23 protein-coding genes, 2 tRNA genes and 1 pseudogene are annotated in these 26,220 nt (G+C 72.3%); 12 read left to right on the forward strand and 14 right to left on the reverse strand.

What is annotated here, in order from left to right:
- Positions 1–13 precede the first annotated feature (13 nt).
- On the reverse strand, positions 14–1,711 hold the full coding sequence (locus ACY8FT_RS05105) for a DAK2 domain-containing protein (protein ID WP_462417840.1): 1,698 nt from the start codon (positions 1,709–1,711) through the stop codon (positions 14–16).
- 227 nt (positions 1,712–1,938) lie between these two features.
- Between ACY8FT_RS05105 and rpmB the strand changes: the two genes are divergently transcribed.
- On the forward strand, positions 1,939–2,133 hold the full coding sequence (rpmB, locus tag ACY8FT_RS05110) for a 50S ribosomal protein L28 (protein ID WP_462417841.1): 195 nt from the start codon (positions 1,939–1,941) through the stop codon (positions 2,131–2,133).
- A gap of 150 nt (positions 2,134–2,283) precedes the next feature.
- Here the strand turns inward: rpmB and thiL are convergent, their stop codons facing one another.
- A complete protein-coding gene (gene thiL, locus ACY8FT_RS05115) occupies positions 2,284–3,255 on the reverse strand; it encodes a thiamine-phosphate kinase (RefSeq protein ID WP_462417842.1) in 972 nt (323 codons plus the stop codon).
- Between the two features lie 22 nt (positions 3,256–3,277).
- Between thiL and ACY8FT_RS05120 the strand changes: the two genes are divergently transcribed.
- Positions 3,278–3,781, forward strand: coding sequence for a DUF3515 family protein (locus tag ACY8FT_RS05120; RefSeq protein WP_462417843.1), 504 nt, complete (start codon positions 3,278–3,280; stop codon positions 3,779–3,781).
- Here the strand turns inward: ACY8FT_RS05120 and ACY8FT_RS05125 are convergent, their stop codons facing one another.
- From ACY8FT_RS05125 to clpS, 8 genes are all read right to left on the reverse strand, one after another.
- Complete coding sequence (locus ACY8FT_RS05125) at positions 3,782–4,912, reverse strand: D-alanine--D-alanine ligase family protein (protein WP_462417844.1); 1,131 nt, start codon at positions 4,910–4,912, stop codon at positions 3,782–3,784.
- A gap of 47 nt (positions 4,913–4,959) precedes the next feature.
- Entirely contained in the window at positions 4,960–5,961 is a 1,002-nt protein-coding gene (locus tag ACY8FT_RS05130) for an NAD(P)H-dependent glycerol-3-phosphate dehydrogenase (protein WP_462417845.1), read from the reverse strand.
- A gap of 114 nt (positions 5,962–6,075) precedes the next feature.
- Positions 6,076–6,396, reverse strand: a complete 321-nt coding sequence (locus ACY8FT_RS05135; protein WP_462417846.1) for an HU family DNA-binding protein — start codon at positions 6,394–6,396, stop codon at positions 6,076–6,078.
- Between the two features lie 259 nt (positions 6,397–6,655).
- Positions 6,656–6,728, reverse strand: a tRNA-Glu gene (locus ACY8FT_RS05140).
- Positions 6,729–6,809: 81 nt separating this feature from the next.
- Positions 6,810–6,884 (reverse strand) — tRNA-Gln (locus ACY8FT_RS05145).
- 179 nt (positions 6,885–7,063) lie between these two features.
- Positions 7,064–8,650 carry a glutamate--tRNA ligase gene (gene gltX, locus ACY8FT_RS05150; RefSeq protein WP_462417847.1) on the reverse strand — a complete coding sequence of 529 codons (1,587 nt, stop codon included), beginning with the start codon at positions 8,648–8,650 and terminating at the stop codon, positions 7,064–7,066.
- Between the two features lie 47 nt (positions 8,651–8,697).
- Complete coding sequence (locus ACY8FT_RS05155; RefSeq protein ID WP_462417848.1) at positions 8,698–9,363, reverse strand: DUF2017 family protein; 666 nt, start codon at positions 9,361–9,363, stop codon at positions 8,698–8,700.
- Positions 9,363–9,671, reverse strand: a complete 309-nt coding sequence (clpS, locus tag ACY8FT_RS05160; protein WP_462417849.1) for an ATP-dependent Clp protease adapter ClpS — start codon at positions 9,669–9,671, stop codon at positions 9,363–9,365. Before clpS ends, ACY8FT_RS05155 begins: the two co-directional genes overlap by 1 nt.
- A 58-nt stretch (positions 9,672–9,729) precedes the next feature.
- Here clpS and ACY8FT_RS05165 point away from each other — a divergent pair, with 58 nt between their 5' ends.
- Both ACY8FT_RS05165 and ACY8FT_RS05170 read left to right on the forward strand, forming a co-directional pair.
- Positions 9,730–11,070, forward strand: a complete 1,341-nt coding sequence (locus ACY8FT_RS05165; protein ID WP_462417850.1) for a nicotinate phosphoribosyltransferase — start codon at positions 9,730–9,732, stop codon at positions 11,068–11,070.
- The gene (locus ACY8FT_RS05170; protein ID WP_462417851.1) at positions 11,067–11,696 is read left to right on the forward strand and encodes an isochorismatase family protein; all 630 of its coding nucleotides are present in this window, start codon (positions 11,067–11,069) and stop codon (positions 11,694–11,696) included. The genes ACY8FT_RS05165 and ACY8FT_RS05170 overlap by 4 nt, the downstream gene beginning before the upstream one ends.
- On the opposite strand, the gene ACY8FT_RS05175 is transcribed toward ACY8FT_RS05170, so the two are convergent.
- From ACY8FT_RS05175 to ACY8FT_RS05185, 3 genes are all read right to left on the reverse strand, one after another.
- Positions 11,675–13,468, reverse strand: a complete 1,794-nt coding sequence (locus tag ACY8FT_RS05175; RefSeq protein WP_462417852.1) for a choice-of-anchor I family protein — start codon at positions 13,466–13,468, stop codon at positions 11,675–11,677. The two genes, ACY8FT_RS05170 and ACY8FT_RS05175, sit on opposite strands and share 22 nt — an antisense overlap.
- A 79-nt stretch (positions 13,469–13,547) precedes the next feature.
- The gene (locus ACY8FT_RS05180; RefSeq protein WP_462417853.1) at positions 13,548–15,641 is read right to left on the reverse strand and encodes an acyltransferase family protein; all 2,094 of its coding nucleotides are present in this window, start codon (positions 15,639–15,641) and stop codon (positions 13,548–13,550) included.
- Between the two features lie 179 nt (positions 15,642–15,820).
- Positions 15,821–17,068, reverse strand: a complete 1,248-nt coding sequence (locus ACY8FT_RS05185) for a homogentisate 1,2-dioxygenase domain-containing protein (protein ID WP_462417854.1) — start codon at positions 17,066–17,068, stop codon at positions 15,821–15,823.
- An 83-nt stretch (positions 17,069–17,151) separates the two neighbouring features.
- On the opposite strand from ACY8FT_RS05185, the gene ACY8FT_RS05190 reads away from it, so the two are divergent.
- The 8 genes and pseudogenes from ACY8FT_RS05190 to ACY8FT_RS05225 form a co-directional block, all read left to right on the forward strand.
- The gene (locus tag ACY8FT_RS05190) at positions 17,152–18,045 is read left to right on the forward strand and encodes a hypothetical protein (RefSeq protein WP_462417855.1); all 894 of its coding nucleotides are present in this window, start codon (positions 17,152–17,154) and stop codon (positions 18,043–18,045) included.
- Between the two features lie 62 nt (positions 18,046–18,107).
- On the forward strand, positions 18,108–19,346 hold the full coding sequence (gene fahA / locus ACY8FT_RS05195) for a fumarylacetoacetase (protein ID WP_462417856.1): 1,239 nt from the start codon (positions 18,108–18,110) through the stop codon (positions 19,344–19,346).
- A 141-nt stretch (positions 19,347–19,487) separates the two neighbouring features.
- Positions 19,488–20,432: a hypothetical protein gene (locus ACY8FT_RS05200; RefSeq protein WP_462417857.1), complete on the forward strand. Its 945-nt coding sequence runs from the start codon at positions 19,488–19,490 to the stop codon at positions 20,430–20,432.
- A 91-nt stretch (positions 20,433–20,523) separates the two neighbouring features.
- Complete coding sequence (locus tag ACY8FT_RS05205) at positions 20,524–20,733, forward strand: heavy-metal-associated domain-containing protein (RefSeq protein ID WP_462417858.1); 210 nt, start codon at positions 20,524–20,526, stop codon at positions 20,731–20,733.
- A complete protein-coding gene (locus tag ACY8FT_RS05210; protein WP_462417859.1) occupies positions 20,733–23,000 on the forward strand; it encodes a heavy metal translocating P-type ATPase in 2,268 nt (755 codons plus the stop codon). The genes ACY8FT_RS05205 and ACY8FT_RS05210 overlap by 1 nt, the downstream gene beginning before the upstream one ends.
- A gap of 20 nt (positions 23,001–23,020) precedes the next feature.
- Positions 23,021–23,344 carry a metal-sensitive transcriptional regulator gene (locus tag ACY8FT_RS05215; RefSeq protein WP_462417860.1) on the forward strand — a complete coding sequence of 108 codons (324 nt, stop codon included), beginning with the start codon at positions 23,021–23,023 and terminating at the stop codon, positions 23,342–23,344.
- Between the two features lie 59 nt (positions 23,345–23,403).
- Positions 23,404–24,120 (forward strand): hypothetical protein, encoded by a 717-nt coding sequence (locus tag ACY8FT_RS05220; RefSeq protein ID WP_462417861.1) that lies wholly within the window; start codon positions 23,404–23,406, stop codon positions 24,118–24,120.
- A 326-nt stretch (positions 24,121–24,446) separates the two neighbouring features.
- Positions 24,447–25,040 (forward strand): annotated as a pseudogene (locus ACY8FT_RS05225) (transposase); the annotation flags it as partial.
- Between the two features lie 16 nt (positions 25,041–25,056).
- On the opposite strand, the gene ACY8FT_RS05230 reads toward ACY8FT_RS05225, so the two are convergent.
- Positions 25,057–26,207, reverse strand: a protein-coding gene (locus ACY8FT_RS05230; protein ID WP_115306721.1) for an IS3 family transposase whose coding sequence is annotated in 2 segments (ribosomal slippage) — positions 25,057–25,937 and positions 25,937–26,207 — 1,152 coding nt in all. Because the reading frame shifts where the segments join, the coding sequence is not laid out codon by codon here.
- Between the last annotated feature and the right edge of the window lie 13 nt (positions 26,208–26,220).

A 26,220-nucleotide genomic window follows, 5' to 3' on the forward strand; every position in this document is an offset into this window, starting at 1 on the left:
CGCACCACGCTCCTCACTCCAGCCCCACCAGGACAGGCAGCACCGCGGGCCCGCCCTCGATCACCTGCACCTCCAGGGACCGCCGCCTCAGCCGCAGGCTGGCCTCGACGAGCCTGCCCACGGAGGCGTCGACGCCCTCGCCCAGGACCACAGTGGCCAGTTCCACCCCACGCGTCGGCAGCGCGGCGATGACGGCGGGCAGCGCCTCCTCGACAGTGGCGGCGCGGGTCACCTGCTGGCCCCCGACGACACCGACCAGGTCGCCGCCGGGCAGTGCACGGACCGCACCGTCGTGGGTGGAGGAGGCCGCCCCGACCATGGCCCGCACGGACTTGTCGACGTCGTCGACCGGGTCCCAGACGGCCACGGCCGCCACCGTGCCCTGCAGGGAGCGGGAGTCGACGACCTGCATCCAGATGCCGCGCTGCGCCACGTGGCGGGCCGCCTCCTGCGCCGGCAGCAGCAGCTGGTCGTCGCCGGGCAGGAAGACCACCCGCGTGGCGCCGCAGGCCTCGACCGCCCCCACCAGGTCCCCGATGCCGGTGCGTCGCCCGGGCGAGGACTCGACCACCCGGGCCCCGGCCGCGCGCAGCACGTTGGACAGGCCCTCCCCCGAGGCCGCGGCCAGCAGGGCCACCTCCCGGCGCGCATCGTGCACACCGTCGAGGCTCTCGGTGCGCACGTCGGCGACCTCCCCCAGGCGCCGGCACAGCGCGGTCACCTTCGAGGCCGTCCGGGCGTCCCGGACGTGGACGTGGACGCGCCAGTGCCTGCCCGCGCCGGCCACGACCACCGAGTCGCCCAGATCACCCAGCTTGCGCCGCAGGCGGCGGATGACGCGGTCCGCGCGACGCGCGGCCTGCTCGGGGAGCGTCGTGCTCAGCACGACCTCCAGGGTGGAGTCCGAGTCCGTGGCGGTCGGCTCGCCGACGGCCTCCGGCTCCGGCACCCCGGAGGAGCCGGCACCGTCCCCCGCGGGAGCCGCCCCCTGCGGCTTCGGGGTCGGGAGGTCGGGCAGCTCCGCGCCGGCCTCGGTGAGCCACAGCAGTGCAGGGGCCTCCGGGACGGGCCCCCCGCAGGTGACCACCAGGTGCCGCAGGGTCACCACGTAGCCCGCCGCCCCGGCGTCCACGACGTGGGCGTCCCGCAACGCGGTCAGCTCGTCCGGCGTGCGGGCCAGGGCCACGTGCGCCGCGTCGAAGGCCGCGCGGGCGACCTCCTCCAGCGACGAGCCGGCGTCAGCAGCACGCCGGGCGGCCGACGCGGCGGCCCTCGAGACGCTGAGGATGGTGCCCCCCGCCGGGGAGGCGACCGCCTGCCAGGCCAGCGCGTCGGCCCTGCCGAGGGCGCGCGCCAGCCCGGCCGCGTCCAGACCCCCCGCACGGTCCCCGGCCGCACCCTTGACGACCTCCTGCGCAGCCCCCGCCACGAGCTGCGCGAGGATCACCCCGCTGTTGCCGCGCGCGGCCCAGAGGACGGCCCGCGCCAGGCCGTCGATGCTGCCGTGCACGTCGTCCGCGTCCCAGGCCGGGGCGGTCCGCAGGCCGGTGTCGACGGTGAGGAACATGTTGGTGCCCGTGTCCCCGTCCGCGACCGGGAAGACGTTCACCGCGTCCAGCGCCGGGGCCGCCCGACGCAGACCGCTGCGCACGTTGAGCAGCCACCGACGGGCGTCGGTGGCCGTGAGGATGGATCGATCGCGGTCGGGCACCGGTTCCTCGCCTCGGGTCACGGGGGCGGCCGGGTCCAGGAACCCCGCCTGCGGACCGGGACATGGTCGCACCCGCAGGGTGATTCCTCGCGATTGGCTCACGCTGCGGCCGTCCGCTATGATTCTCCGGTTGCCCGTGACCGACGCATGCATCGGACTCCCCGAGTCCAGTCCTGCGGAACTCCAGGTCGGGGCCCATTCGACCATCGATCACTCAGGAGAGAACCGTGGCTGCCACCTGCGACGTCTGCGGCAAGGGACCGAGCTTCGGTCACAACATCTCGCACTCCAACCGCCGCACCAAGCGCCGTTGGAACCCGAACATCCAGCGCGTGCGTGCCCGCGTCGGCGAGAACCTCGCCACCGTCAAGCGCATCAACGCCTGCACCTCGTGCATGAAGGCCGGCAAGGTCGTCCGCTGACCCCGTCGGGCTGACCGGCCCCGGCCGGAAACGCACGAATGCGCTGAGGGGCGCCCACCACGGGGCGTCCCTCAGCGCATTCGTGCGTCCACCAGCGGCGCCCCTGCGGCACCGGAGCCCACGGGATCGGACCCACGGACCGGGGAACCATCACCCCCGGAAGTGGTCCCACCCGCCCTCGACGGGGCGCCCCTCCAGACTGACGGCCGGCCGGTCATCGGACGCGGCCACGCAGCGCCCGATGCCGCGCCAGCCCGGCGGCAGGTCCGCGCTCGGCGGGAAGGTCGCCAGCAGGCAGTGCTCCTCCCCCGCGGTGAGCACCTCGTGCCGGGCGCGCTCGGCGCCGATCGCCTCCGCGCAGCGCTCGACGTCCGGTGCCAGCGCCCGCCCGTCGAGATCGAGGGCCACCCCGCTGGCCGCGGCGATCCGCGCCCCGTCGCGTGCGAGGCCGTCACTGACGTCCAGCATCGCCGTGACGCCGGCCCGGGCCGCCCGCTCGCCGGCGTCCGGATCCACCCGAGGGGCCCGCTGGTGGGCCAGGCAGTCGGCGGCGGCCGTCCCCTCCTCGGCCTCGAGAACCCCTTCCTGCAGCAGCACCAGGCCGGTGCCGGCGCGGCCCAGGGGGCCGGACACCGCCAGCAGGTCCCCCACCCGGGCACCCGAGCGCAGCACGACCCGCTCGCCCGCCGTCCCGTGGGCGGTGATGCTCACGGTGCGCATCCCGACCGGTGCCGAGGAGAGGTCCCCGCCGGCCACGGTCACCCCGAGCTCCCGCGCCCGGTCACCGATGCCACGAGCCAGCTCCTCCACCCACGTCACGGGGGTGGCCGGGTCGGCCACGAGGGTGAGCAGCAGACTGGTGCAGCGCCCACCCATCGCGGTCACGTCCGCGACGTTCTGGGTGACCGCCTTGGCACCGACCTGCCACCCGCTGGACCACTCGTCCAGCCAGTCGGCCCCCAGCACCATCGTGTCCGTGGTGGCCACCAGGTCACCGGTCCCCCGCAGGACGGCGGCGTCGTCCCCCGGGCCGACCACGAGGCCGGGACCGGCGGTGGGCAGGTGCTGCCAGATGCGCGGCAGCAGCTCGTTCTCGGACACGTCGGCCAGGGTCTGGTGCACGCGGCGACGCTACCCTGTGGGGATGCCCGCCAGCCGCCGCTCCCCCTGCGCCCGCACCGTCCGGAGGCCCGCCCACCGGCGGCTCCGGGCCACCGTGGTCCTGCTCGTCGCGGGCTCCGCCCTGGCCGGCTGCTCCCGCGGGGAGGTCGACGTCACCCCGGCACCGCTGGCCGACGAGGCCGCCTGCCGGGAGGCCGCGGGCAAGTTCCCCGAGTCGGTCGCCGGGGCCGTCGAGCAGCCCGTCCCCGAGGACGCCGCCGACAGCGCCGCGGCCTGGGGGAACCCCGCGATCGTGGCGCGCTGCGGCGCCGCCGACCCCGGGCCCACCACCGACCGGTGCCTCACCGTCCGCGGTGTGGACTGGGTGGTGCAGGACCTGGACGACGGCATCGCCCTGGTGACCTACGGCCGCACCCCGGCCCTCGAGGTCCTCGTGCCCTCCCGCTACCCGCAGTCGGCCGACCTCGTGGCGTCGTTCGCCGATGCTGCGAAGTCGCTGGAGGACAACGGCCGCTCCTGCACCTGATCAGCGCAGGCCGAGCGGACGCTCCAGCGCGAGGGTCAGCAGCTCGTCGATGAGCGCGGGGTACTCGATGCCGGAGGCCGCCCACAGGGCCGGGTACATCGAGTACGGGGTGAAGCCCGGCATCGTGTTGATCTCGTTGATCACCAGGCGACCGTCGGTGGTGTAGAAGAAGTCCACCCGGGCCAGCCCCTCGCAGTCCGCGGCCTCGAAGGCCACGACCGCCAGTCGCCGGATCTCCTCGATCACCTCGGCAGGGGCCTCGGCCGGCGCCGACAGGGTGGTCGACTGCTCGTCGAGGTACTTGGCCTCGAAGTCGTAGAAGCCGTGGCCACCGGAGACGACGATCTCCCCGACGGTGCTGGCGCGCGGTGCATCGGCGCCGTGTCCGTCGAGGACGGCGCACTCGAGCTCACGCCCGTCGATGCCCTCCTCCACGACCACCTTCATGTCGTGCTCCCGGGCGGTCTCGATCGCGGACTCGAGGTCCGCCAGGTCGTCCACCCGGGTGATGCCCATCGAGGACCCGGCGCGGGCCGGCTTCACGAACAGGGGCAGCTGCAGCTCGGAGACCGCATCCAGGGCACCCTGCCGGTCGGCCCGCCACCGGCGATCGGTGACCACCCGGTACGGCCCGACCTCCAGCCCGGCGGACTCGAACACCACCTTCATGTGGTGCTTGTCCATCATCATCGCCGAGGAGGCCACGCCGCAGCCAACGTAGCGGAGGTCGGCCATCTCCAGCAGACCCTGCAGGGTGCCGTCCTCACCGAACGGGCCGTGCAGCAGTGGGAAGACCACGTCGACGTGCCCGAGCGCCTCCGGCGGCATCCCCTGCCGGACGACCTGGAAGTCGGTGTGGGCGGAGCCCAGCGGCACCACCACGTTCTCCTCACCGCCGGTGACCTGCGGGATGCGGCCGGCGGCGATCTCAAGCTCCTCCGGGGCCGCGGAGGAGACGACCCACTGCCCCTCGGGGGTGATGCCGATCGGCACCACGTCCCACCGGGTGGTGTCGATGGCCGCCATCACGCTCGCTGCCGTGGCGCAGGAGACGGGGTGCTCGCTGGAGCGGCCGCCGAAGACGAGCGCGACGCGCGGGCGCTCGGGCATGGACTGGTTGGATGCACTCATCGTCGCAGGATCGTACTCGGCGACGGGCTCCGGCGGCGGCGCCGCGCTCAGTAGGTCTCGGCCTTGCGCACGCGGGACATCAGCCGGTGCGCGGTCTCCGACACCGACACGCCCTCGTGCACCACCCCGACGACGGCCGAGACGATCGGCATGGGGATCTCGTGCTGTGCCGCGAGGTGGTGGATCGAGCGACAGGACTTCACACCCTCGGCGACCTGGTTCTGGGATTCCAGGATCGCCTGCAGCTCCTCCCCCTGCCCCAGTCGCATGCCGACCTGGTGGTTGCGCGAGAGGGAGCTCGAGCAGGTCGCCACGAGGTCCCCCGTCCCTGCCAGACCGAGGAAGGTCGTGGGGTCCGCACCCAGCGCCGTGCCCAGGCGGGTGACCTCTGCCAGGCCGCGCGTGATGAGCATGGCCGAGGTGTTGTCCCCGTAGCCCATGCCCTGCGCCATGCCGACCGCCAGGGCGACGACGTTCTTCACCGCCCCACCGATCTCGGCGCCGATCACGTCGTGCGAGGTGTAGGGGCGGAAGTACGGGGCGTCGCAGGCCTCGGCCACCTGGTCGGCCCGGACGGCGTCCGCACAGGCCACGACGCTCGCCGAGGGCTGGCGCTGCACGATCTCCCGCGCGAGGTTGGGGCCGGACAGGACCGCCACGCGGCCGGGGTCGATGCCCGCGACCTCGGTCACGACCTCGCTCATGCGCAGCCCGGTGCCGAGCTCCACGCCCTTGAGCAGGGAGACGACCGTCGCGTCGGCACCGATGGCCGAACCCCACCGACCGAGATTGTCCCGGAGGGTCTGGGAGGGGATCGCGAGGACCACGACGTCGGCACCGTCGCACGCCTCGGCCACGTCGGTCGTGGCCCGCAGCGCCTCCGGCAGGTCGTGGTCAGGCAGGTACTGCGGGTTCCGGCGCCGCGCGTTGACCGCGTCCACGAGCTCGGACCGGCGGCCCCACAGCGTGACCTCGGTGCCGGCGTCGACGAGCACCTGGGCGAAGGCGGTGCCCCAGCTGCCCGCTCCGAGAACGGCCGCGCGCGTCATGGTGCTCCTCCACAGCGTGGGATCGGGTACGCGGGTCAGCCTACGACGGCTCGCCCGCGACGCCGCAGTCGAGCCGCGCTGTGCGGGGCCCCGGCCGGAGCGGCGTCCGCCCCCTCAGCGCCGGGTGCGGCCCCCTGCGTACCCGTCGCTCGGCAGGGAGGCCGGGTCCGCCACCGCCTTGCGGAAGGTCGGGCTCGGCCGGAAGCGCGGGCCCGCGGTGCCCTCGATGCGCACCACCTCCCCGGTGCGGGGGTTGCGGCCCGTGCGGGGCGCCCGCAGGACCTGCTCGAAGGTGCCGAAGCCGGTGAGGGTGACCGTGCCCCCGTCAGCCACCTCCCGGATCATGGCGTCGACCAGGGCGTCGATCGCCTGTGACGCAGCGTGGTGGCTCCCGACGATCGGCTCGAGGATCGTCGCCAGGTCCGCCTTGTTCATGGTGCCCCCTGAAGGTCTCGGGAAGGGTGGGAGGAAAGCGAGGGATCTCTTGGGAGAAAGTAGACAATCGCACCCCCGCCCACCAAGCCAGCAGGCGAAATGAGATGTACCCGTGACCCTGTGACCTATTTCCTCACAAGGTGAACCATTCGACGGGGAATGAATATCACTTGCATTCAGCGATCCCCGCTCACCACCCACACCCCTCCCAACACGAAGAAGGACCCCGGTCGCATGACCGGGGTCCTTCTTCGTGTTGTAGCCCCGACGGGATTTGAACCCGCGCTACCGCCTTGAGAGGGCGGCGTGCTAGGCCGCTACACAACGGGGCCGTATCGCTTTCGCGACTGGAGGACACTACCACAGGCTGTGGGCCCTCCGCAGCAGCTCGTCGATCCGAAGACCAGCGGTGCTGGCTGGGGTACCAGGACTCGAACCTAGACTAAGTGAACCAGAATCACTCGTGCTGCCAATTACACCATACCCCAAGGGTTTTCACCGGCCGTCCGCTTCACCCGCAGGTGATTCGCACGGTGGTGACCAGCCCGCCCTCGTGGGGCGAACCGAGGCGATACCTTACACAGATCTCACGCCGTTCGCCAATCCGCGTCCTGCCGGGACAGGCGACCGCAGGGCCGGCCTCCGTGACCGGCCCCGCGGGGACGCCTCAGCCCAGCTGCTCGCGCAGCGACCGCAGCCGCGCCAGCGTCGCGGGACGGCCGAGGATCTCCATCGACTCGAACAGCGGCGGGGACACCTTGGCCCCGCTCACCGCCACGCGCAGGGGCGTGAAGGCCAGCCGCGGCTTGAGGCCCATCCCGTCCAGCAGCGCCTCGCGCAGGGCGGCCTCGATGTCGGCCGTCGCCCAGCTCGCGCGCCGCTCGTCGTCGGGGTCTCCCAGGGTCACCGCCGGCGTGTCCGGCAGCTGCTCCAGGGCGGCGATCGCGGCGTCGAGCACCTGACCGGCGTCCTCCTTCAGGCCGGACACGGCCTTCTCGTCACGCTCCAGCGCGTCGTCCTCCACGAAGAAGGGGCGCACCAGCGGCACCGCCTCGCTGAGCACCGGGACGCGGGTCTGCACCAGCTCGGCCACGTCCTTCAGACGGGCCAGCTCCCCCATCGAGGGGCGCTCCGGGAGCACCTGCGCGTCCTGCAGGTACGGCAGCAGCCGCCCGGTGAACTCACCGAGCTCCAGCATCCGCAGGTGGTCACCGTTGATCGACTCCGCCTTCTTCTGGTCCCAGTGGGCCGGGTTCGGGTTGACCGCGTGGACGTCGAAGACCTCGACGAGCTCCTCGGGGGTGAAGACGTCGCGGTCGGCGCCGATCGACCAGCCGAGCAGGGCCAGGTAGTTGATCATGCCCTCGCGGACGAAACCGCGGTCGCGGTGCAGGAACAGGCTCGCCTCGGGGTCACGCTTCGAGAGCTTCTTGGTGCCGTTGCCCAGCACCAGCGGCAGGTGGCCGAAGGTCGGCACCCGGTCGGCCTCACCGATGGCGATGAGCGCCCGGTACAGGGCGATCTGACGGGGAGTCGAGCTCAGCAGGTCCTCACCGCGGATGACGTGGGTGATCCGCATGGCCGCGTCGTCCACCGGGTTCACCAGCGTGTACAGAGGCACCCCGTTGCCGCGGACGATCACGTAGTCCGGGATCTGCCCGGCCGGGAAGGTCACCTCTCCGCGCACCATGTCGGTGAAGGTGATGTCCTCGTCCGGCATGCGCAGACGCAGCACCGGCTCGCGACCCTCCGCACGGAAGGCGGCCTTCTCCTCGTCGGTCAGCCCGCGGTCGTGGTTGTCGTAGCCCAGCTTCGGGTCGCGGCCGGCGGCGCGGTGGCGCTCCTCGACCTCCTCCGGCGTAGAGAAGGACTCGTAGGCGTAGCCGGCCTCCACCAGCTTGCGGGCCACCTCCGCGTGCCGGTCGTGGCGCTCGCTCTGGCGGTACGGGGCGTGGGGCCCGCCCTCGTGCACGCCCTCGTCCGGGGTCATGCCCAGCCACTCGAGCATGTCGTAGATGCCCTGCGCGGACTCCTCGCTGTCGCGCGAGGCGTCGGTGTCCTCCAGCCGGAAGACGAAGGCACCACCGGTGTGCCGGGCGTAGGCCCAGTTGAACAGCGCGGTGCGGGCCAGACCCACGTGGGGCGTGCCGGTCGGTGAGGGGCAGAAGCGCACCCGCACGTCGGACCCCGTGACCTCGGTGGTCTCGGAGGAGTGGGCGGCGGGGGCGGTGGTCGCGTCAGAGGCTGCAGTCATGGTGCCGCCAGCCTAGAACAGCACCCCGCCGCCGATCGGGGCGTGGGTCAGCCCGGGAGCAGGGCCTCGACGAGCGTCTCCTGCATCCACCCGACGAACCCGTGGTGGAGCCCGAGCTGGAGCGCGATCTCCTCCTCGTCCCCCAGGTTCTCGCCCCGCTCCGCGGCGGCGATGAGCTCGCTCGTGCGGGCCTCGACCTGCTCGGCGTCCCCGTCCTCGTGGATGCCGAGACGGTCGGCCAGCACCAGCCGGATGTCGGTGAAGGCCGCCAGCACCTTGCGGGCCTCGGCGGACTCGAGCGCGAGCACGCCGGACTCCCGGGACCGCTCGCAGGCCGCCACGAGCGTGCGCAGGTTGGCCACCTTCGTGGAGCGGATGCCCGAGTGGGCCATCTGCGCGAACTCCCGGGCGCGCTCGGCGTCCGTGGCGTGGGCGGCCGGCAGCAGCCGGGCCAGGGCGGGGTCGTCGCCGAAGAGGTCGAGCGCGTCGTCCGGGACGGCCGGGGCGAGGTCGGCGGTCAGCGCCTCGAACCGGGCGTCGACGTCGTCCTGGTCGGGGTCGTGCAGCTCGGGGGCCCCCGGCAGCGCGGTCGACTCCCGGCCCCCACCGAGGATGGTGATGACGGCCGTGGCTCCGTCGGCCAGCGCGTCGAGCTCGAGGTCGTCCAGGTGCGCCACGGCGGCGTCACCCTCCCAGCGGAAGGCGCGCGCCATCAGGTGTCCTGCCCGAAGGTCGCCCAGAGGCCGTACTCCTGCATGGCCTGGGTGTCGACCTCCATCGCCTCGCGTGAGCCGGTGGAGACCACGCAGCGCCCCTTGGTGTGGATGTCCAGCATCATGCCCTCGGCGACGTGGCGGGAGTACCCGAAGTGGTCCATCAGCACGAAGGTCACGTAGCTCATGAGGTTGACCGGGTCGTTCCAGACCAGCGTGTACCAGGGCGCATCCGTCAGCCCGCGCTCCGCGAGGGCGACGGAACCCTCCGGGTCGGACAGCGGCGTGGGGTCCATCGGTTCAGACACTCCCCCACTGTAGGTCGGGAGGCGGGGTGGCCGCTCCTGCTGTGCCTAGGGTGGCCCCGTGACCAGTACCGCCCTGCTGACCGACCACTACGAGCTGACCATGGTGCAGGCCGCCCTGCGCAGCGGTGCCGCCCACCGGCGCAGCGTCTTCGAGCTCTTCGCCCGCCGGCTGCCGGAGGGGCGGCGCTACGGCGTCGTGGCCGGCACGGGGCGCTTCCTGGAGGCGCTCACGGAGTTCACCTTCGGTCCGCAGGAGATCGAGCACCTGCGCCGGCGCGGCGTGGTCGACGAGCCGACGCTCGAGTGGCTGGCGGACTACCGCTTCTCCGGGGACGTGCACGGCTACCCCGAGGGCGAGGTCTACTTCGGCCACTCCCCCCTGCTGGTGGTCGAGTCCACCTTCGCCGAGGGGGTGCTGCTCGAGACCCTCGCACTGTCGGTGCTGAACCACGACTCGGCCGTGGCATCGGCCGCCAGCCGCATGACGGCCGTGGCCGGTGACCGCCCCTGCATCGAGATGGGCTCCCGCCGCACCAGCGAGGGGTCGGCGGTGGCAGCGGCGCGGGCTGCCTACGTCGCCGGGTTCGCCTCGACCTCCAACCTGGAGGCCGGCCGACGCTGGGGCGTCCCGACCGCGGGCACCGCGGCGCACTCCTTCACCCTCCTGCACGACGACGAGCGGGCTGCCTTCACCGCGCAGGTCGAGTCGATGGGGGCCGACACCGCCCTGCTGGTGGACACCTACGACGTCCCCCGCGGGGTGCGGACGGCCGTCGAGGTGGCCGGGACGGGGCTCGGCGCGGTGCGGCTGGACTCCGGTGACCTGCTCGGCCAGGCCCACGCCGTGCGCCGACAGCTCGACGAGCTGGGCGCCACCGGCACCCGCATCGTCGTCACCAGCGACCTCGACGAGTACGCCATCGCGTCGCTGGCCGCCGGGCCGGTGGACTCCTACGGCGTCGGGACCCGGCTGGTCACCGGCTCGGGGCACCCGACCGCGGGCATGGTCTACAAGCTCGTGGCCAGGGAGGACGGCGACGGGGTGATGGTCGACGTCGCCAAGGCCAGCAAGAGCAAGGCCTCCGTCGGCGGGCGCAAGTACGCCGTGCGCCGGTGCACCGACGGCGTGGCGACCGCGGAGCTCGTCGGCATCGGCGAGCGCCCGAAGCAGGACGCCGACGACCGTGAGCTGCTCGTCCCGCTCGTGCAGGGCGGCCGGGTGGTCGTCCCCACCGGCCACGAGGGCGTCGAGGCCGCCCGCTCCCGCCACGCGGAGTCCCGCGCCCAGCTGCCCGCGGCGGCCCAGCGGCTCTCCGCCGGGGACCCCGCGATCCCGACCCGCTTCGTCGACGAGCAGCCGGCCGCGGCGAGCGCGGTCGGGCAGGAGGACCGGTCATGAGCACGAGCACCCGACGGACCGCCCTACTGGTGGTCGACGCCCAGCGGGACTTCTGCCCCGGGGGCGCCCTGGCCACGGCCGGCGGTGACGCAGTGTGCCACGGGATCGCCCGGCACATGCGGGAGCACGGGGACGGGTACGCCGTCGTCGTGGCCACCCAGGACTGGCACGTGGACCCGGGCGACCACTGGTCCGAGGAGCCGGACTTCACGGACTCCTGGCCGGTCCACTGCGCCGCCGACACCCCCGGTGCCGCCTTCCACCCGGCCGTCGAGGAGGTCACCGACCGGTTCGACGCGGTCTTCCGCAAGGGGCTGCACGAGGCGGCCTACAGCGGCTTCGAGGGGCACCTGGCCGCCCAGGGCGACACCGCCGGGTCCGACGAGCAGCCGCTGCTGCTCACGACCTGGCTGCGGGAGCAGCGGATCGATGCCGTGGAGGTCTGCGGCATCGCCACGGACCACTGCGTGCGGGCCACCGTCCTGGACGCGCTCTCGGCCGGCTTCCCCACCCACGTCCTGCTGTCGCTGACCAGCGGGGTGGACGAGGCGGCCTCCACCTCCGCTGTGGCGGAGATGGAGGCCGCGGGGGCGACGACGGAGGGTCAGCCGCGCACGTCCGCCTGACGACGGGTCCGGGCGAGCAGCAGACCGCCACCCGCCAGCAGCGTCAGCCCCAGCGCACCGCCGGCCATGGGCACCTCGTCGCCGTTGCCGTCGCGCCCGGTGTCGATGATCGGGCCGTCACCGGTCGGGGCGATGCCCCAGACGGTGCTGGTGCCCGACACCTCGTTGCCGACGACCAGCAGGGCCTGACCAGTCGGGCTGTCCTCGGCGGCCACGAACTCCAACCCCTCGGGCCCGAGGTCACCCTGCCCCTCGGCGGCCTCCCCCTCGTACTCGACGTCCCAGCCGCGGTTGTCAGCCCAGGTGACGAACTCCGGGTTCCGCGGGTCGGAGAGGTCGAAGACCATGATCCCTGAGATGCGCTCCAGCCCCAGGAACAGGTACGGGCGGCCGTCGACCTCGCCGACGGTGGCCGCCTCGGGCTCCACGCCCTTGTCGTCGCTGCGGGAGTCCATCGACGGGTTCTCGTCGTGGTTCGCGTTCCACGCGTGCTCGGGCAGCGTCCCCTCCTCGATGAGGCGCTCGACGATCTCCTCCAGCTGACCACCGGACTCGAAGACCTGCTGGCCGTCCGCGTCCAGCACCGAGAACGACCGGCCGCCGAAGGCGTGGAGCTCGTCGTGCTGCCCGGTCCCGGGGTCGACGCCGTCCTCGGTGGTGATCTTCAGGTCGCCGGCGACGTCCTCGGACTGGAAATCCTCGACGTCCAGGTCGGGGATCGGACCGATCTCGACGTCACCGACCGTGGTCTCCTCGGAGTAGTCGCCCCACTCGCGGACGTCGCCCTCGTTGGCCGTGACGTAGTAGGTGCCGCCGCCGGCGGTGAACGCCTCGATCCCATCGGGCTGGAGCATGGCCTCCACCGGCCAGGAGAGGCGGTGGATCTCCTCGTCCTCCTTCGTGAGGTCCAGCAGGTGCTGCTCCCACTTCTTGGCGGCCATGGGCTTCACGTCGGTCACCGTCGCCGACGCGATGTCGACCAGGGCCACCGCGTTCGCCTCCTGCAGCGTGACCAGCGCGGTGGTGCCGGTGGGGTCCACCGCAACGTACTCCGGCTCCAGGTTGCGGGCCACCCGCCCGGCGTCACCGGAGGGCGCCGGCACGTCCGGGCCGAACACGCGCACCTCGGGGTCCAGGGAGTCCTCGAAGGCCTCGAAGCCGGCGTCCCGCACCGACTCCTGAGTCACCGCCGCGGCGCCTCCGTCCACGGAGACGACGCTGACGGAGCCGGCCGGGTCGGTGGAGAAGTCCTCGTCGGGCTCCCCCTCGTTCGCGGTGAGGACGTGCCTGCCGCCCGGCGCGATGCGGACCATGTCCGGCTGGGCACCGACCCGGACGACGGACTCGACGACGAGCTCGCCCTGCGTCAGGTGACCGAGGACGACCCACCCCTCGGAGACCTTGTCCCCGGCCTCGACCGCGAGGGCCACGAGGCCGTCCCGGTCGATGTCGACGGAGTTGACCTCGGCGTCCTCGTCGATGGTCGACCCGTCGGCGGCCTCGAGCCCCACCGGACTGAAAGTGGCCGGCTCCCGGCCCTCACCGTGCGCGGCGAGCGGCACCAGGTCGAGCTCGCCGGCCTCCGCGTTCACGACCGCGATCTGACCGGTCCTCCGGTCGAACGCGGTGATCTCCGCGGCCCCCTCGTCGAATGAGCCGTGCTGGTGGGTGGAGAGGGGCTCCATCTCCAGCGGGGCGGCCTGGGCGGCCGAGGGCAGGCAGCTGACCCCGGCCGCGAGCGGAAGGGCCAGGGCGATACGCAGTGCGCGCACGTTTCCTCCAGTGCTTCGTGGTGTGTGGTGGCGGCAACCAAGCACACGCACGTGACGCACAGGTGAACCCCGGTCCGGCTCAGCCCTCGCTGATCGCCCGCTGGATCTCCTCCACGTAGTGCACCTTGCCGATGTAGTCGGGGTGGGTGCCATCCTCGAGGAACCAGTCGTCGTGCCCCTCGGAGACGCTCCTCCAGTCGGCCACCGACACCTTGTCGGGAAGCTTCTCGGACTCGATCTCGTCGAAGACCTTCTGGTTCTCCTCGTCCCAGTCCGTGTTGGCGTTGGGACGCACGAGCACGATGTGCTTGACGCCCTCGATCTTCGCCAGGCTGTCGGCCGCCTCCAGGAGGGCGTCCTTCCGGATGACGCCGTTGTTCCCCGTGTGGATCACCACGACGTCCGACTTCACGTCGCCCGCGTCGACACCGGACTTCACGAACTCCAGCACGTCCGTGGCCTGGACGCCGACGGTCGCCCGCAGGTCCAGTGCGCCGAAGGCGCGGGAGATGACCGGTCCGGCCGACATCGGCACGGAGTCACCGAGCACGGTGACGTCCATGCACTGGGTGCCGTCGCCCAGGCGTGTGCCGTCGGACGGCACCGGCAGGGTGTCCACCGCGAGCTGGGACTGGCCGAGCCACTTCTCCTCGGCCCCCTCGGAGACCCGGTCACCCGTGATCTTCGTGGGGTCGCAGTCCGCGCCCTTGCCTCCCGTGGTCGCCGGCGGGGTCTTCGGTGACGTGGTCGGGCTCTCGGCGCCCTTGCTGGGTACGTCGCCCTTCGGGACCCCACCGTCACCCGGCTCCTGCGGCCCACCGTCGGACGGGGTCGGCTGGGCGCCGTCCTCCACACCGATGTCGGAGTCGCCGAGCACCTCCTCGACCTGCTCGTCCTCGACCTTCTGCGGGTCGGTGGTGACGGCCACCGCCCCGAGGGCGACCGCGACGGCGACGACGGCGGTGGTCAGCCCGGCCGCGGCCGTCAGCGGTGCCCGGCCCGCGCGGCGCATGCGGGCCCAGGTGTCGCGCAGACCGTGGATGCGCACCGGGTTCTCCACCAGGCGGTAGCTGACCTCCGCCGCGAGCAGGGTCAGACCCCAGCGCACGATCGTCACCACCGGCTCGGGCCACTCCACGTCGGCACCGGGACGGGTGAAGGCCGCGATGGGCCAGTGCCAGAGGTAGAGCGAGTAGCTGCGCGTACCGAGGTAGCGGAGCACCGGCAGGCTCAGCAGCCACTCCACCGGGCCGGGGCGGGTGGCCGCGATGATCAGGCCGGCCACCAGCACCGCCAGCACGGCGAAGCCGTAACGGTAGAGCCACTCGGAGGTCTCGGGCTGGGTGACGAAGAACCAGCCCAGACCGGCCAGGCCCGCGAGCCCGAGCACGGTCCACAGGAAGCCGGCGCGCTTGAGCGGGGGCACCTCCTGCGTGAACCCGGCCCCACCGCGCAGCGCGGCCAGCGCTGCGCCGGTGAGCAGGCCCATCGCGTGGGAGTCGGTGCCGAAGTAGAAGCGGCTGGTGTCACCGGAGGCCGGCAGGTCCGCCGCGGCGGTGCCCGTCCCCATCCAGATCGAGGAGGCCACGGCGCCCAGCACCGCGATGGTGAAGACGGCCCAGCGGCGGCTGTTCCGCGTGAGGAAGGCGAAGGTCAGCGCGGCGACGACCAGTGGCCAGACGAGGTAGAACTGCTCCTCGACGGCGAGCGACCAGAGGTGCTGCAGCACCGGCGGGCGGCCGGCCGCCTCGAAGTAGCTCCTCTCCTGGAGGATGTACCACCAGTTGGACGTGTAGGTGCCGGCTGCGAGCACGTCCCCCACGTAGGAGCGCACGGCCGAGCGGTCCAGCAGCAGCATGACCACCGAGACGACCATCAGCAGGAAGGCCACCGCCGGGAAGAGGCGGCGGATGCGCCGACCCCAGAAGTGCTTGAGGTCCACCGAGCTGCTCGTCCAGCGGACCAGCAGCTGGCTGGTGATGAGGTAGCCCGACAGCACGAAGAAGACGTCGACGCCGAGGAAGCCACCGTCCAGTCCGGCATCGAAGTGGAACAGCATGACGGACACGACCGCGATGGCGCGCAGGCCATCCAGACCCGTCAGATAACGGCGGGGGGCGCGGCCACCTGCCCCGCTCCCCGCCGCATTGCTGTGCGTGACGTGCTCCCCCACCAGGGCTCCTCTCCAGGCAGCAGCTGCACCGGGCTGCCCCGGCGCTCTCCTCGACGTTGGGTGCTCGGAGGAATCCCCGAGCGGTGCGTCAGGGTACTGCGGTGTCCTGAGGGGTCGGGGCTCGGTCCGCCGCTGGGGCCGCGCGCGACGGCGTGTCGCCGGTCAGGCCGCCCGGGGTGTCACCTGGCGCCCCACTGCCATGACCAGGCGTAGACACCGTCGTCGCAGGCCAGACCGCCCTCGCCGAGGTCGAGGGGGCGGAACGTGTCCACCATCACGGCCAGCTCGTCGAAGAACTCGGCGCCGATGGACTTCTCGTAGGCACCGGGCTGCGGACCGTGGGCGTGCCCGCCCGGGTGCAGGCTGATGGACCCCTGACCGATGCCGCTGCCCTTGCGGGCCTCGTAGTCACCGTCCACGTAGAACATGACCTCGTCCGAGTCGACGTTCGAGTGGTAATACGGCACCGGGATGCTCAGCGGGTGGTAGTCCACCTTGCGCGGTACGAAGTTGCAGACGACGAAGTTGTGCCCCTCGAACACCTGGTGCACGGGCGGCGGCTGGTGAACGCGGCCGGTGATCGGTTCGAAGTCGGCCACGTTGAACACGTAGGGGTAGAGGCAGCCGTCCCAGCCGACGACGTCGAGCGGGTGGAAGGGCAGCGTGTGGACGGTTCCGCCCTGACCGCCCGAGGCACCCTCACCCGACGCACGGTGCCGGATGTACACCTCGGTCTCCTCGGCCGGGTCGGCCCCGATGTCCTCGGCCAGCAGTGGCTCCGTGGGACCGCGCAGGTCCCGCTCGCAGTAGGGGGCGTGCTCGAGCAGCTGGCCGTAGCGCGACAGGTAGCGCTTCGGCGGGCCGATGTGGCTGGACGCCTCGACGACGTACACGCGCAGCGGCTCGTCGTAGCCCTCGTCGCCGGCGTCCCGCGGGATCCAGCGGTGCGTCGTCGCGCGCGGCACCACCAGGTAGTCGCCCTGGCCCACCTCGAAGGCACCGAACACCGTCTCGACCCGGGCCCGACCGCGCTCCACGTACAGGCACTCGTCGCCGATGGCGTTGCGGTACCAGGGGCTGGTCGTGTCGGCCACCACGTAGGACAGGCGGACGTCCGGGTTGCCCAGCAGCAGCCTCCGCCCGGTGACGACGTCCACCCCCTCGGTCGGCTCGTCGCCGCCGAACAGGTCGTGGGGGCGCAGGTGGAGGGGGCGGAGTGGGTGGTTCGGGGTCAGCCCCGCCTCCGGGATCCGCCAGACCCGGGCGTCCGAGATCGTCGAGGGGATCTTCCGGTGGTACAGCAGCGAGGAGTCGGAGGAGAAGCCCTCCTCCCCCATGAGCTCCTCGTAGTACAGGGAGCCCTCGGGGTCACGGTGCTGGGTGTGCCGCTTGGACGGCACCGACCCGACGGATCGGTAGTACGCCATGTGCTCAACCTCCGGTTCGCGCCCCGGCGCCGACGGACGTCGGGGGTGACCTTCGCCACACGCCGTACGTTAGCGTGCCCGACATGGCGACCACAGCGGCGATGGAACGACTCACACGGGCCCTGGTGGACGACGCCGCGATCTTCCCCCCGGGCCTCTCCCCCGTCACGGAGGCGGTGGCTCAGCACCGACGGTGGCGCACGGCCCCGCTCGGGTCACGACTGGGGCCCCTGCTGCTGTCGGTCGACGCCATCGCGTCGCTGCCCGAGGTCCTGCAGGGAGCCGAGAGCGCCACCGACCCGCTGCCGGTCGGCGTCGCGGCGCGCCCCGGCACCACCACCGAGCAGATCCGCGCGGCCGTCGGCGTCCTGGACTCCCTCGGGGACACGGTCACCCTGCGCGTGGTGGAGCGAGCGGCCGACGCCGACTGGGAGGAGTCGACCGAGCACGGCGTCGACCTCGCCGTCGAGCTGCCCCGCGACCTCGAGGAGGCCACGGGCACCCTCGAACGGCTGGCCGCACTCGGCGCAGCAGATGGGCCTCGCGCCGTGGCCAAGTGGCGCACGCAGGCCAGCCCGGCCGGCCCCGTCCCCACCCCGGCGGAGCTGGCCGGGTTCCTCGTCCGCTGCGTCGGCACCGGGACGCCCTTCAAGCTCACCGGCGGGCTGCACCACGCCGTCGCCCGCACCGCCCCCGCCCAGAGCGGTGAGGGCACCGAGGAGATGCACGGCATGCTCAACGTGGTGCTGGCCACCCACCGGGCCGTCACCGGAGCCGGCGAGCAGGCGGTCCGCGAGGAGTTGTCCGAGCGCGAACCGCAGCGCGTCGCCGACCGGGTGCGCGGACTCGATCCGGACGCGGCTCAGGAGCTGCGCCGCTGGCTCGTCTCCTTCGGCTGCTGCGGCGTGACCGACCCGCTGGGCGAGGCCGCGGAACTCGGCCTGATCGATCCCGCTGACCTGCGCACCACCCCCTGATCCACCGGGTCCCGTTGCCCGACCCGGCCACCCACCCGACCGCCCCTCACGGAGGAGTCACCATGGCCACCTGGCCCGACCTGCCCGCCGACCACCCCTTCGGCCCGCACAACCTGCCCTACGGCGCCTTCCTGACGGATGACGCGCCCCGGACCCGGCTGGGGGTGCGCATCGGCGACGACGTGCTGGACCTGAGCGCCGCCCTGCGGGCCGAGGGCATGGATGACGGTGGCGTGTGGGCCGCCGCCCTGCAGGAGCCCACCCTCAACCGGCTGCTCGAGCTCGGTCACACCGCCTGGGCCGGGGCGCGCGAGTGGATCACCGGCCTCTTCGCCGACCCGGCGCGGGCCGACCGGGTGCGCCCGCACCTGGTCCCGCTGGGCCGGGTGGAGCTCGTGCTGCCGTTCCGGCCCGCCGACTACGTGGACTTCTACGCCTCCGAGCAGCACGCCACCAACGTCGGGAGCATCTTCCGCCCCGACCAGGCGGCTCTCACCCCCAACTGGAAGCACCTGCCCATCGGCTACCACGGCCGGTCCAGCACCATCGTGGTCTCGGGCACCGACGTGGTGCGCCCCACGGGCCAGCGGAAGCCGAAGGACGCCGACACCCCCGTGTTCGGGCCCAGCGTCCGACTGGACATCGAGGCCGAGCTGGGCTTCCTCGTCGGGGGCCCCACCGGGGTCGGTGAGCGCGTCGGGGTCGACCGGGCGGGCGACCACCTGTTCGGCGTCATGCTCTTCAACGACTGGTCGGCACGCGACATCCAGGCCTGGGAGTACGTGCCGCTGGGCCCGTTCCTGGGCAAGTCCTTCGCGTCCTCGGTGAGTGCCTGGGTGACGCCGATGGCCGCCCTGGAGGAGGCACGGGTGGACCTGCCGGCCCAGGACCCCGAGCTGATGGAGTACCTGCGCGGCTCCGGCGACGGCCTGTTCGGCCTCGACATCGAGATGGAGGTGCGCCTCAACGGCACCGTCGTCTCCCGACCGCCCTATCGCGAGATGTACTGGTCGCCGGCACAGATGCTGGCGCACATGACCGTGAACGGCGCTGCCCTCTCCGCCGGGGACGTGTTCGCCAGCGGCACCGTCTCCGGTGACGAGAAGGGCGAGCGCGGCTCGTTCCTCGAGCTGTCCTGGAGCGGTCAGGAGCCCATCCGCCTGGACGACGGCCGGGAACGCTCCTTCCTGGAGGACGGCGACACCGTGACGATCACCGGGTGGGCCCCGGGGCCGGACGGCACCCGCATCGGGCTGGGTGAGGTGACCGGGACGATCCGCCCCGCCACCGAGCTAGGCTGACGCGCTGTCGTGCGGCTGTCGCCGCACTGCCGCAGCGGACCCCGGTGCCTCGGGCACCGGGGTCCGCACTTCCCGCCGGGGCCTGAGATCAATACGGTCGGAAACGTTCACACGTCCAGAATCATCTGAGGGGAGCAGGACATGGACAGCACGAAGACCTTCACGGTGGGGACCGCGCTGCTGCTGGGGGCAGCACTCGCGACACCGGCGTCCGCCGCACCGGACGACCGCACCTCCGGCCCGGACTGGGAGCCGCTGCCGATCACCTTCGAGGTCGGCGAGGCCGACGGGCAGGGCGAGCGCCCCTGGAGCGTCAGCGTCGACGGGGACGTGACCCAGCCCAAGAAGGGCGAGGACGGCCTGGCGACGCTGAACCTGCTGGTGACCGACTACAACAACAACGTCAACAACGACCACCCGGACCACGGGCCGAGCAGCCTCGGGATCCAGGACGACGGTCTGACCGGCTGCCAGGAGGGCACGCCGGGTGAGATGCCGTCGGGCCGGACCAGCGAGGACGGGTCCTTCCAGTGGGTGGTCGACGGGGAGTCCACCGAGGACAACCCGCTCGTCGACCCCGAGTTCGCACCGGGCCACTACGAGAAGACCCAGACGAGCAAGCTGTCGCCGGAGACCCGGGCCCTGGAGGTCGTCACGGTCACGTGCCCCACCGAGAGCGACTGGGGCTACATGTTCGGCAACAGCTTCTTCGTCCGCACCAGCGACACGGAGTTCACGCGGGTGGCCACCGTCGTGACCGAGGGCACCTTCCACGAGGGCGGCGAGAGCGTGTTCCACACCGTCGAGGGCTGGGAGTTCCTGGAGCAGCTCGAGAACGAGGAGCGCCCGGAGGGCATGAGCGACGCCGAGTGGGCGGACAAGCTCGTCGCCGAGGGCGTGGTCCCGGCCGACAAGCGCTGGTACGTGGCCAACGAGGAGCCCCCCGGTGAGGACGACGACGAGGGCCCGATCGTCGACACCGGTGTGAACTCGGGCGACCAGTCCGCGGCGTTCGCTGCCGGCCTGGCTGGTGTGGCGCTGCTGGGCGCCGGTGGCGCCACGGTGGCGGCCGCCCGCCGTCGCTGACGCGGGGCCGTCACGAGGTACCCCCTCCGGGAACACCCGGAGGGGGTACCTCGTTGTCGAGGGGGCACGATGCCCATCGAGAGGAGCCATCATGAGCACCACCGAGTACACCGTCACCGGCATGACCTGCGGCCACTGCGAGATGTCGGTCCGCGAGGAGGTCGGCGAGGTCCCGGGCGTCCAGGAGGTGCAGGTGAGCCACGAGACCGGCCGCCTGACCCTGACCGGGTCGGACGAGGTCCGCGACGACGCCGTCCTGGCCGCTGTCGAGGAGGCCGGGTACAGCGCCCAGCGCGTCTGATGAACGCCACACCCCCCGTCCTCCAGGAGTCCCCCATCGAGCTCGAGCTCGGTGGCATGACCTGCGCCTCGTGCGCCAACCGCATCGAGCGCAAGCTCAACAAGCTCGACGGAGTCGAGGCGACGGTCAACTACGCCACGGAGAAGGCCACCGTGACGGCCCCCGACGGCTTCGACACCCAGGTGCTGCTCGACACCGTGGAGAAGGCCGGCTACTCCGCCAGCCTGCCGGCACCCCCACCGGAGCCCGACTCCCCCGGCGAGGCCCTCGACGGCGCCGACCACTCGGACACCGAGCTCGACGCGCTGCGCCAGCGCCTGGTCGTCACCGCCTGGTTGGCCATCCCGGTCATCGCGATGTCGATGGTGCCGGCGCTGCAGTTCACCTACTGGCAGTGGGCCTGCCTCACCCTCACCGCCCCGGTCGTGGTGTGGGGGGCCCTGCCCTTCCACCGTGCGGCGTGGACCAACCTCAGGCACGGCGCCGCCACCATGGACACGCTCATCTCCATGGGCACCCTGGCCGCCTTCGGCTGGTCGCTCTACGCGCTCTTCCTGGGCCACGCCGGGACCCCCGGCATGAAGCACCCCTTCGAGCTGACCATCGGCCGCTCCGACGGCGCCGGGCACATGTACCTGGAGGCCGCCGCGGGCGTCACCCTGTTCATCCTGGCCGGTCGCTACTTCGAGAAGAGGTCCAAGCGACAGGCCGGCACCGCGCTGCGGGCACTGCTCGAGATGGGCGCCAAGGAGGTCTCCGTCCTGCGCGACGGACGGGAGGTCACCCTGCCGGTGGGTGAGCTCCAGGTCGGCGACGAGTTCGTCGCCCGGCCCGGCGAGAAGCTCGCCACCGACGGCGAGGTCGTCTCCGGCCGGTCGGCCGTGGACGCCTCCATGCTCACCGGCGAGTCCGTGCCCGTGGAGGTAGCCCCCGGTGACTCCGTCACCGGAGCCACGGTGAACACCGGCGGGCGGCTGGTCGTGCGCGCCACGCGCGTCGGCGGCGACACCCAGCTGGCGCAGATGGCGAAGATGGTCGAGGACGCCCAGACGGGCAAGGCACAGGTGCAGCGCCTGGCCGACCGGATCTCCGGGGTCTTCGTGCCGATCGTCATCCTCATCGCCTTGGGCGCCCTCGTCGGCTGGCTCGTGTCCGGAGCCGGTGTGACGGCCGCCTTCACCGCCGCGGTCGCGGTCCTGGTGATCGCCTGCCCCTGCGCGCTGGGGCTCGCGACGCCGACCGCTCTGCTCGTGGGCACCGGCCGCGGGGCGGGGATGGGCGTGCTCATCAAGGGCCCTGAGGTGCTGGAGTCCACCCGCACCGCCGACACCGTCGTGCTGGACAAGACCGGAACCGTCACCACCGGCACCATGTCGTTGGCCGGCGTCGTCCAGGGTGAGGGTGAGGACCGGGCTCGCGTGCTGCGCCTGGCCGGTGCCCTGGAGGGCTCCTCGGAGCACCCCATCGCGCGGGCCGTGGCCGAGGCCGCACGCGAGGAGAGCGAGCTGCCGGAGCCGAGCGACTTCCGGTCGCTCGCCGGGCGCGGTGTGCGCGGCACCGTCGACGGGCACGACGTGCTCGTAGGGCGCGCCGCGATGCTGTCCGACGAGGGCTGGGAGCTGCCGGCCGGGCTGGCACAGGCGCGTGATGAGGCGGAGCGCGCCGGCCGCACCGTCGTGGCCGTCGGCTGGGACGGGGCCGCTCGGGGACTGCTGGCGGTCTCCGACACGGTCAAGCCCACCAGTGCCGAGGCGGTGGCGCAGCTCCGCGAGCTGGGGCTGACGCCCGTGCTGCTCACCGGGGACAACGAGGCGACCGCGCGGCAGGTCGCCACGGAGGTCGGCATCGACCAGGTGCTGGCCGAGGTCATGCCACAGGACAAGGTCGACCACGTCGCCCGTCTGCAGGAGCAGGGCCGGGTCGTCGCCATGATCGGCGACGGCGTGAACGACGCCCCAGCTCTCGCGCGCGCCGACCTCGGGATCGCGATGGGAACAGGGACGGACGTCGCCATCGAGGCCGCCGACATCACGGTGGTGCGCGGTGACCTGCGCAGCGTGGTCGACGCCATCAGGCTCTCCCGTCGCACCCTGGGCACGATCAGGTCGAACCTGTTCTGGGCGTTCGCCTACAACGTGGCCGCCATCCCCGTGGCCGCGGCTGGCATGCTCAACCCGATGCTGGCAGGTGCCGCGATGGCGTTCTCCAGCGTCTTCGTCGTGGGCAACAGCCTGCGGCTGCGCGGCTTCCGCTCGACGGCCGCCTGACCACCACCGAGGGGAACCCCATGAGCGACAAGACCACCGGTGGGCGTCCCGGCGCCGATCACGACCACGGGTACATCGACGACAAGGAGGCCTACCTCAACCGCATGCGGCGCATCGAGGGACAGGCGCGCGGCATCGCCCGGATGATCGAGGAGGACGCCTACTGCATCGACATCCTGACGCAGGTCAGTGCCGTGAACCGGGCCCTGGAGAAGGTGGCCATCGGGCTGCTGGAGGACCACCTGCACACCTGCGTCGTCGACGCCGCGCGCAGCGACGAGGAGGACGTGCAGGAGATCATCGCCGAGGCCAGCGCGGCGATCACCCGGCTGGTGCGCTCCTGAGCGCGACCGTGGATGCGCCTAGGGTGGACCCGACAGTCCACCTGACCGAGGAGTTGCCGATGCACCCGACCGTCCGACCGTCCACCAGCCGCGTGTCCACCACGCTCCTGCTGGGGGCAGCACTCTCGGTCCTGCCCGCCGCGGCCCACGCCCAGGACGGCGGCGGCCCGCGTGACCCGCAGGTGACCCTCGAGGTCGCACCGGCCAAGCAGGGCGGCGACCACTCCTGGAAGGTGACCTTCGCCGGGGAGCACCTGGAGCCGAAGGGGGACAGCCCCCGCATCGAGTGGGCGGTCGACACCTGGGCGCCGGCGACGGGCACCTGGCCGGTCACCGTCGCCGAGGGCTCGACGGCCGACCCGCAGTGCAGCGCCGGTGCGCCGAGCTCGTCGCACGACGTGGTCTCCCCCGACCGCAAGGACTTGGGCGCCACCGAGATCCCGGCCGGCACCGACCGTGTCATGGTCTACGGCGCGTACTGCGCCACCGACGGATCGGTCCACCGCTTCGAGCAGGAGAGCTACCTCACGCAGCAGCCGGACGGGACCATCACGGTCGAGTCCTACCCGCTGGAGGACGTGCCGGTCGACGGGGACGACGAGCCGGCCCCGCAGCCCGAGCCGGAGCCGGAGCCAACTCCCGAGCCCGGCCCCATCATCGACACCGGCTGGGCGGGCAACGCGGGGAGCACCGCCGTGGCCACGGGTGTGGCGGGCCTGGCCATGGTCACCGCCGGCGGTGTCCTGACGACGCGAGGACGCCGCAGCACCCTCTGACGTGTCCGTGACGAGGGGCCGGGCCCGGGGAAGACGGCGGGTTCTAGTGGTCCTCGCAACACCCTGTTCTTCAGGGAGTTGCGAGGACCATGTGGTTGTCTGAGGTCAAGAGCGCGTTCTGGGCGGCGTTGGATGCTCATCAGGGGAATGTGCGGGCTGCTGCGCGTGCGGTCGGGGCGAACGAGAACACCGCTGCTGGGTGGGTGCGCAAGGCGGGGTTGTCTGGTCGGGGTCGGCCGGGGACAGGGCCTCATCCGCGGCGGGGTGAGTACGACCGGTTACGTGCTGCTGGAGTCACCCGTCGGGATGCCGCCGAACGGGTCGGGGTGCACGTGCGTACGGCCGAGGACTGGGACCGGGGAGTGCGCAGGACCAACGGGGCCAGGATCTATCCCGATGGGCGACGGGTGGACTACACCACGGGTATGACCAGGATCGTGTCGGTAGAGCCCTCCCTGTCGGTGGTGGAGAAACGCCTGCACCCCAGGTATCTGACCGTGACGGACCGGGAGACCATCGCTGACCTGCACCGGCAGGGCATGTCGTTGCGAGGGATCGCCCGGGTGCTGGGCCGGTCGGCGTCCACGGTCAAGCGGGAACTGGACACGTACAGCACTGGCGGGGTGTACCTGCCCCACCGGGCCCAGCGGGCCTGGGCCCGGTCGCGGGCCAGGCCGAAGGAGTCGAAGCTGGCTCGACCGGGAGCGCTTCGGGACTACGTCAGCGAGAAACTCGCCCTGCGGTGGTCCCCGGAACAGATCAGCCGTTCCCTGCCAGGGGCGTTCCCGCAGGACGACACTGTGCGGGTGAGTCACGAGACGATCTACCAGGCGTTGTACTTCCAGGCCCGCGGCGGATTGCGCCGCGAGGTGGCCACCGCGTTGCGGACCGGGCGGGCCCGCCGGGTGCCCCGCACCAGGCCCTGAGCCGCCCCCTTCATTCGGTCCGGACGTTCTGTGAGTCGTCGGTTTCCATTTGATGGGTGCACTGCCGAGCGTACTCGGCTGGGGTTAGGTAGCCGAGCGAGGAGTGCCGGCGGTGGTGGTTGTACTCGTCCTTCCAGTCGCCGATGATGACCTGTGCGTGCAGCAGCGAGTAGAAGCTGTTGATGTTGAGGCACTCGTCGCGGATCCGGCTGTTGAACGACTCGACGTACCCGTTGCGCCACGGCGAGCCCGGAGGGATGTAGGACAGGCCGGTGCGGGTGCCGGCCCAGTCGGCCATCGCCTCGCTGATGAACTCCGGCCCGTTGTCCGACCTGAGCACCGCCGGGGCGCCCCGGGCGGCGACGAGGTCCTCGAGGTGGGCGGTGAGTCGGTCGGCGGTAATCGAGCGCTCCACGAGGCCGCCGATGCACTCCCGGGTGTGTTCGTCGACGATCGAGCAGATCTTGATCGGTCGTCCGTGCTCGTCGGCGTCGAACTGGAAGTCCACCGCCCACACCACGTTCGGCGCGTCCGCCGTCGGCGCGTCGACGGTCGAGGACCCGACGCGCTTGCGTCGACGCCGCTGCGGGACCCGGAGCCCTTCGTCACGCCACAGGCGTTGGATCTTCTTGTGGTTCACCACCCACCCCTCGGCGCGGGCGTCGTGATACGCCCGCCGATACCCGTAGCGGGGATGGTCCTTCGCCCAGGCGCGCAGCCACTCCCTGAGCGCCCGATCCGGGTCCGTGACCGTGTCGCCCTTGAGCGGTCGCCGGTACGCGGAGCGGCTCAGCCCGACCAGACGGCACGCCATCCGTTCGCTTACCCGCAACTTGCGCTTGAGGTGATCGACGGCGGCGCGGCGCCTGTCCGGGCTTAGAAGTTTCCCTCAGCCAGCTCCTTGAGCGCGGCCTTCTCCAGCTCCGCTTCCGCGAGCAGACGCTTCAGGGTCGCGTTCTGCTTCTCCAACTCCTTCAGGCGCTTTGCGTCGTCGGCCTTGAGGCCGCCGTACTGGTTCCGCCACCGGTAGTACGTCTGCTCGGACACCCCCAGCTCCCGGCACACCGCCGCGACGTCCTGACCATCGGTGAGCATCCTGTCGGCCTGCCCGAGCTTACGGACGACCTGCTCCGGGGTGTGACGCTTCCTGCTGTTCGTCATGATCTGACCAGTC

The organism is Kytococcus sp. Marseille-QA3725, assembly GCF_054950055.1.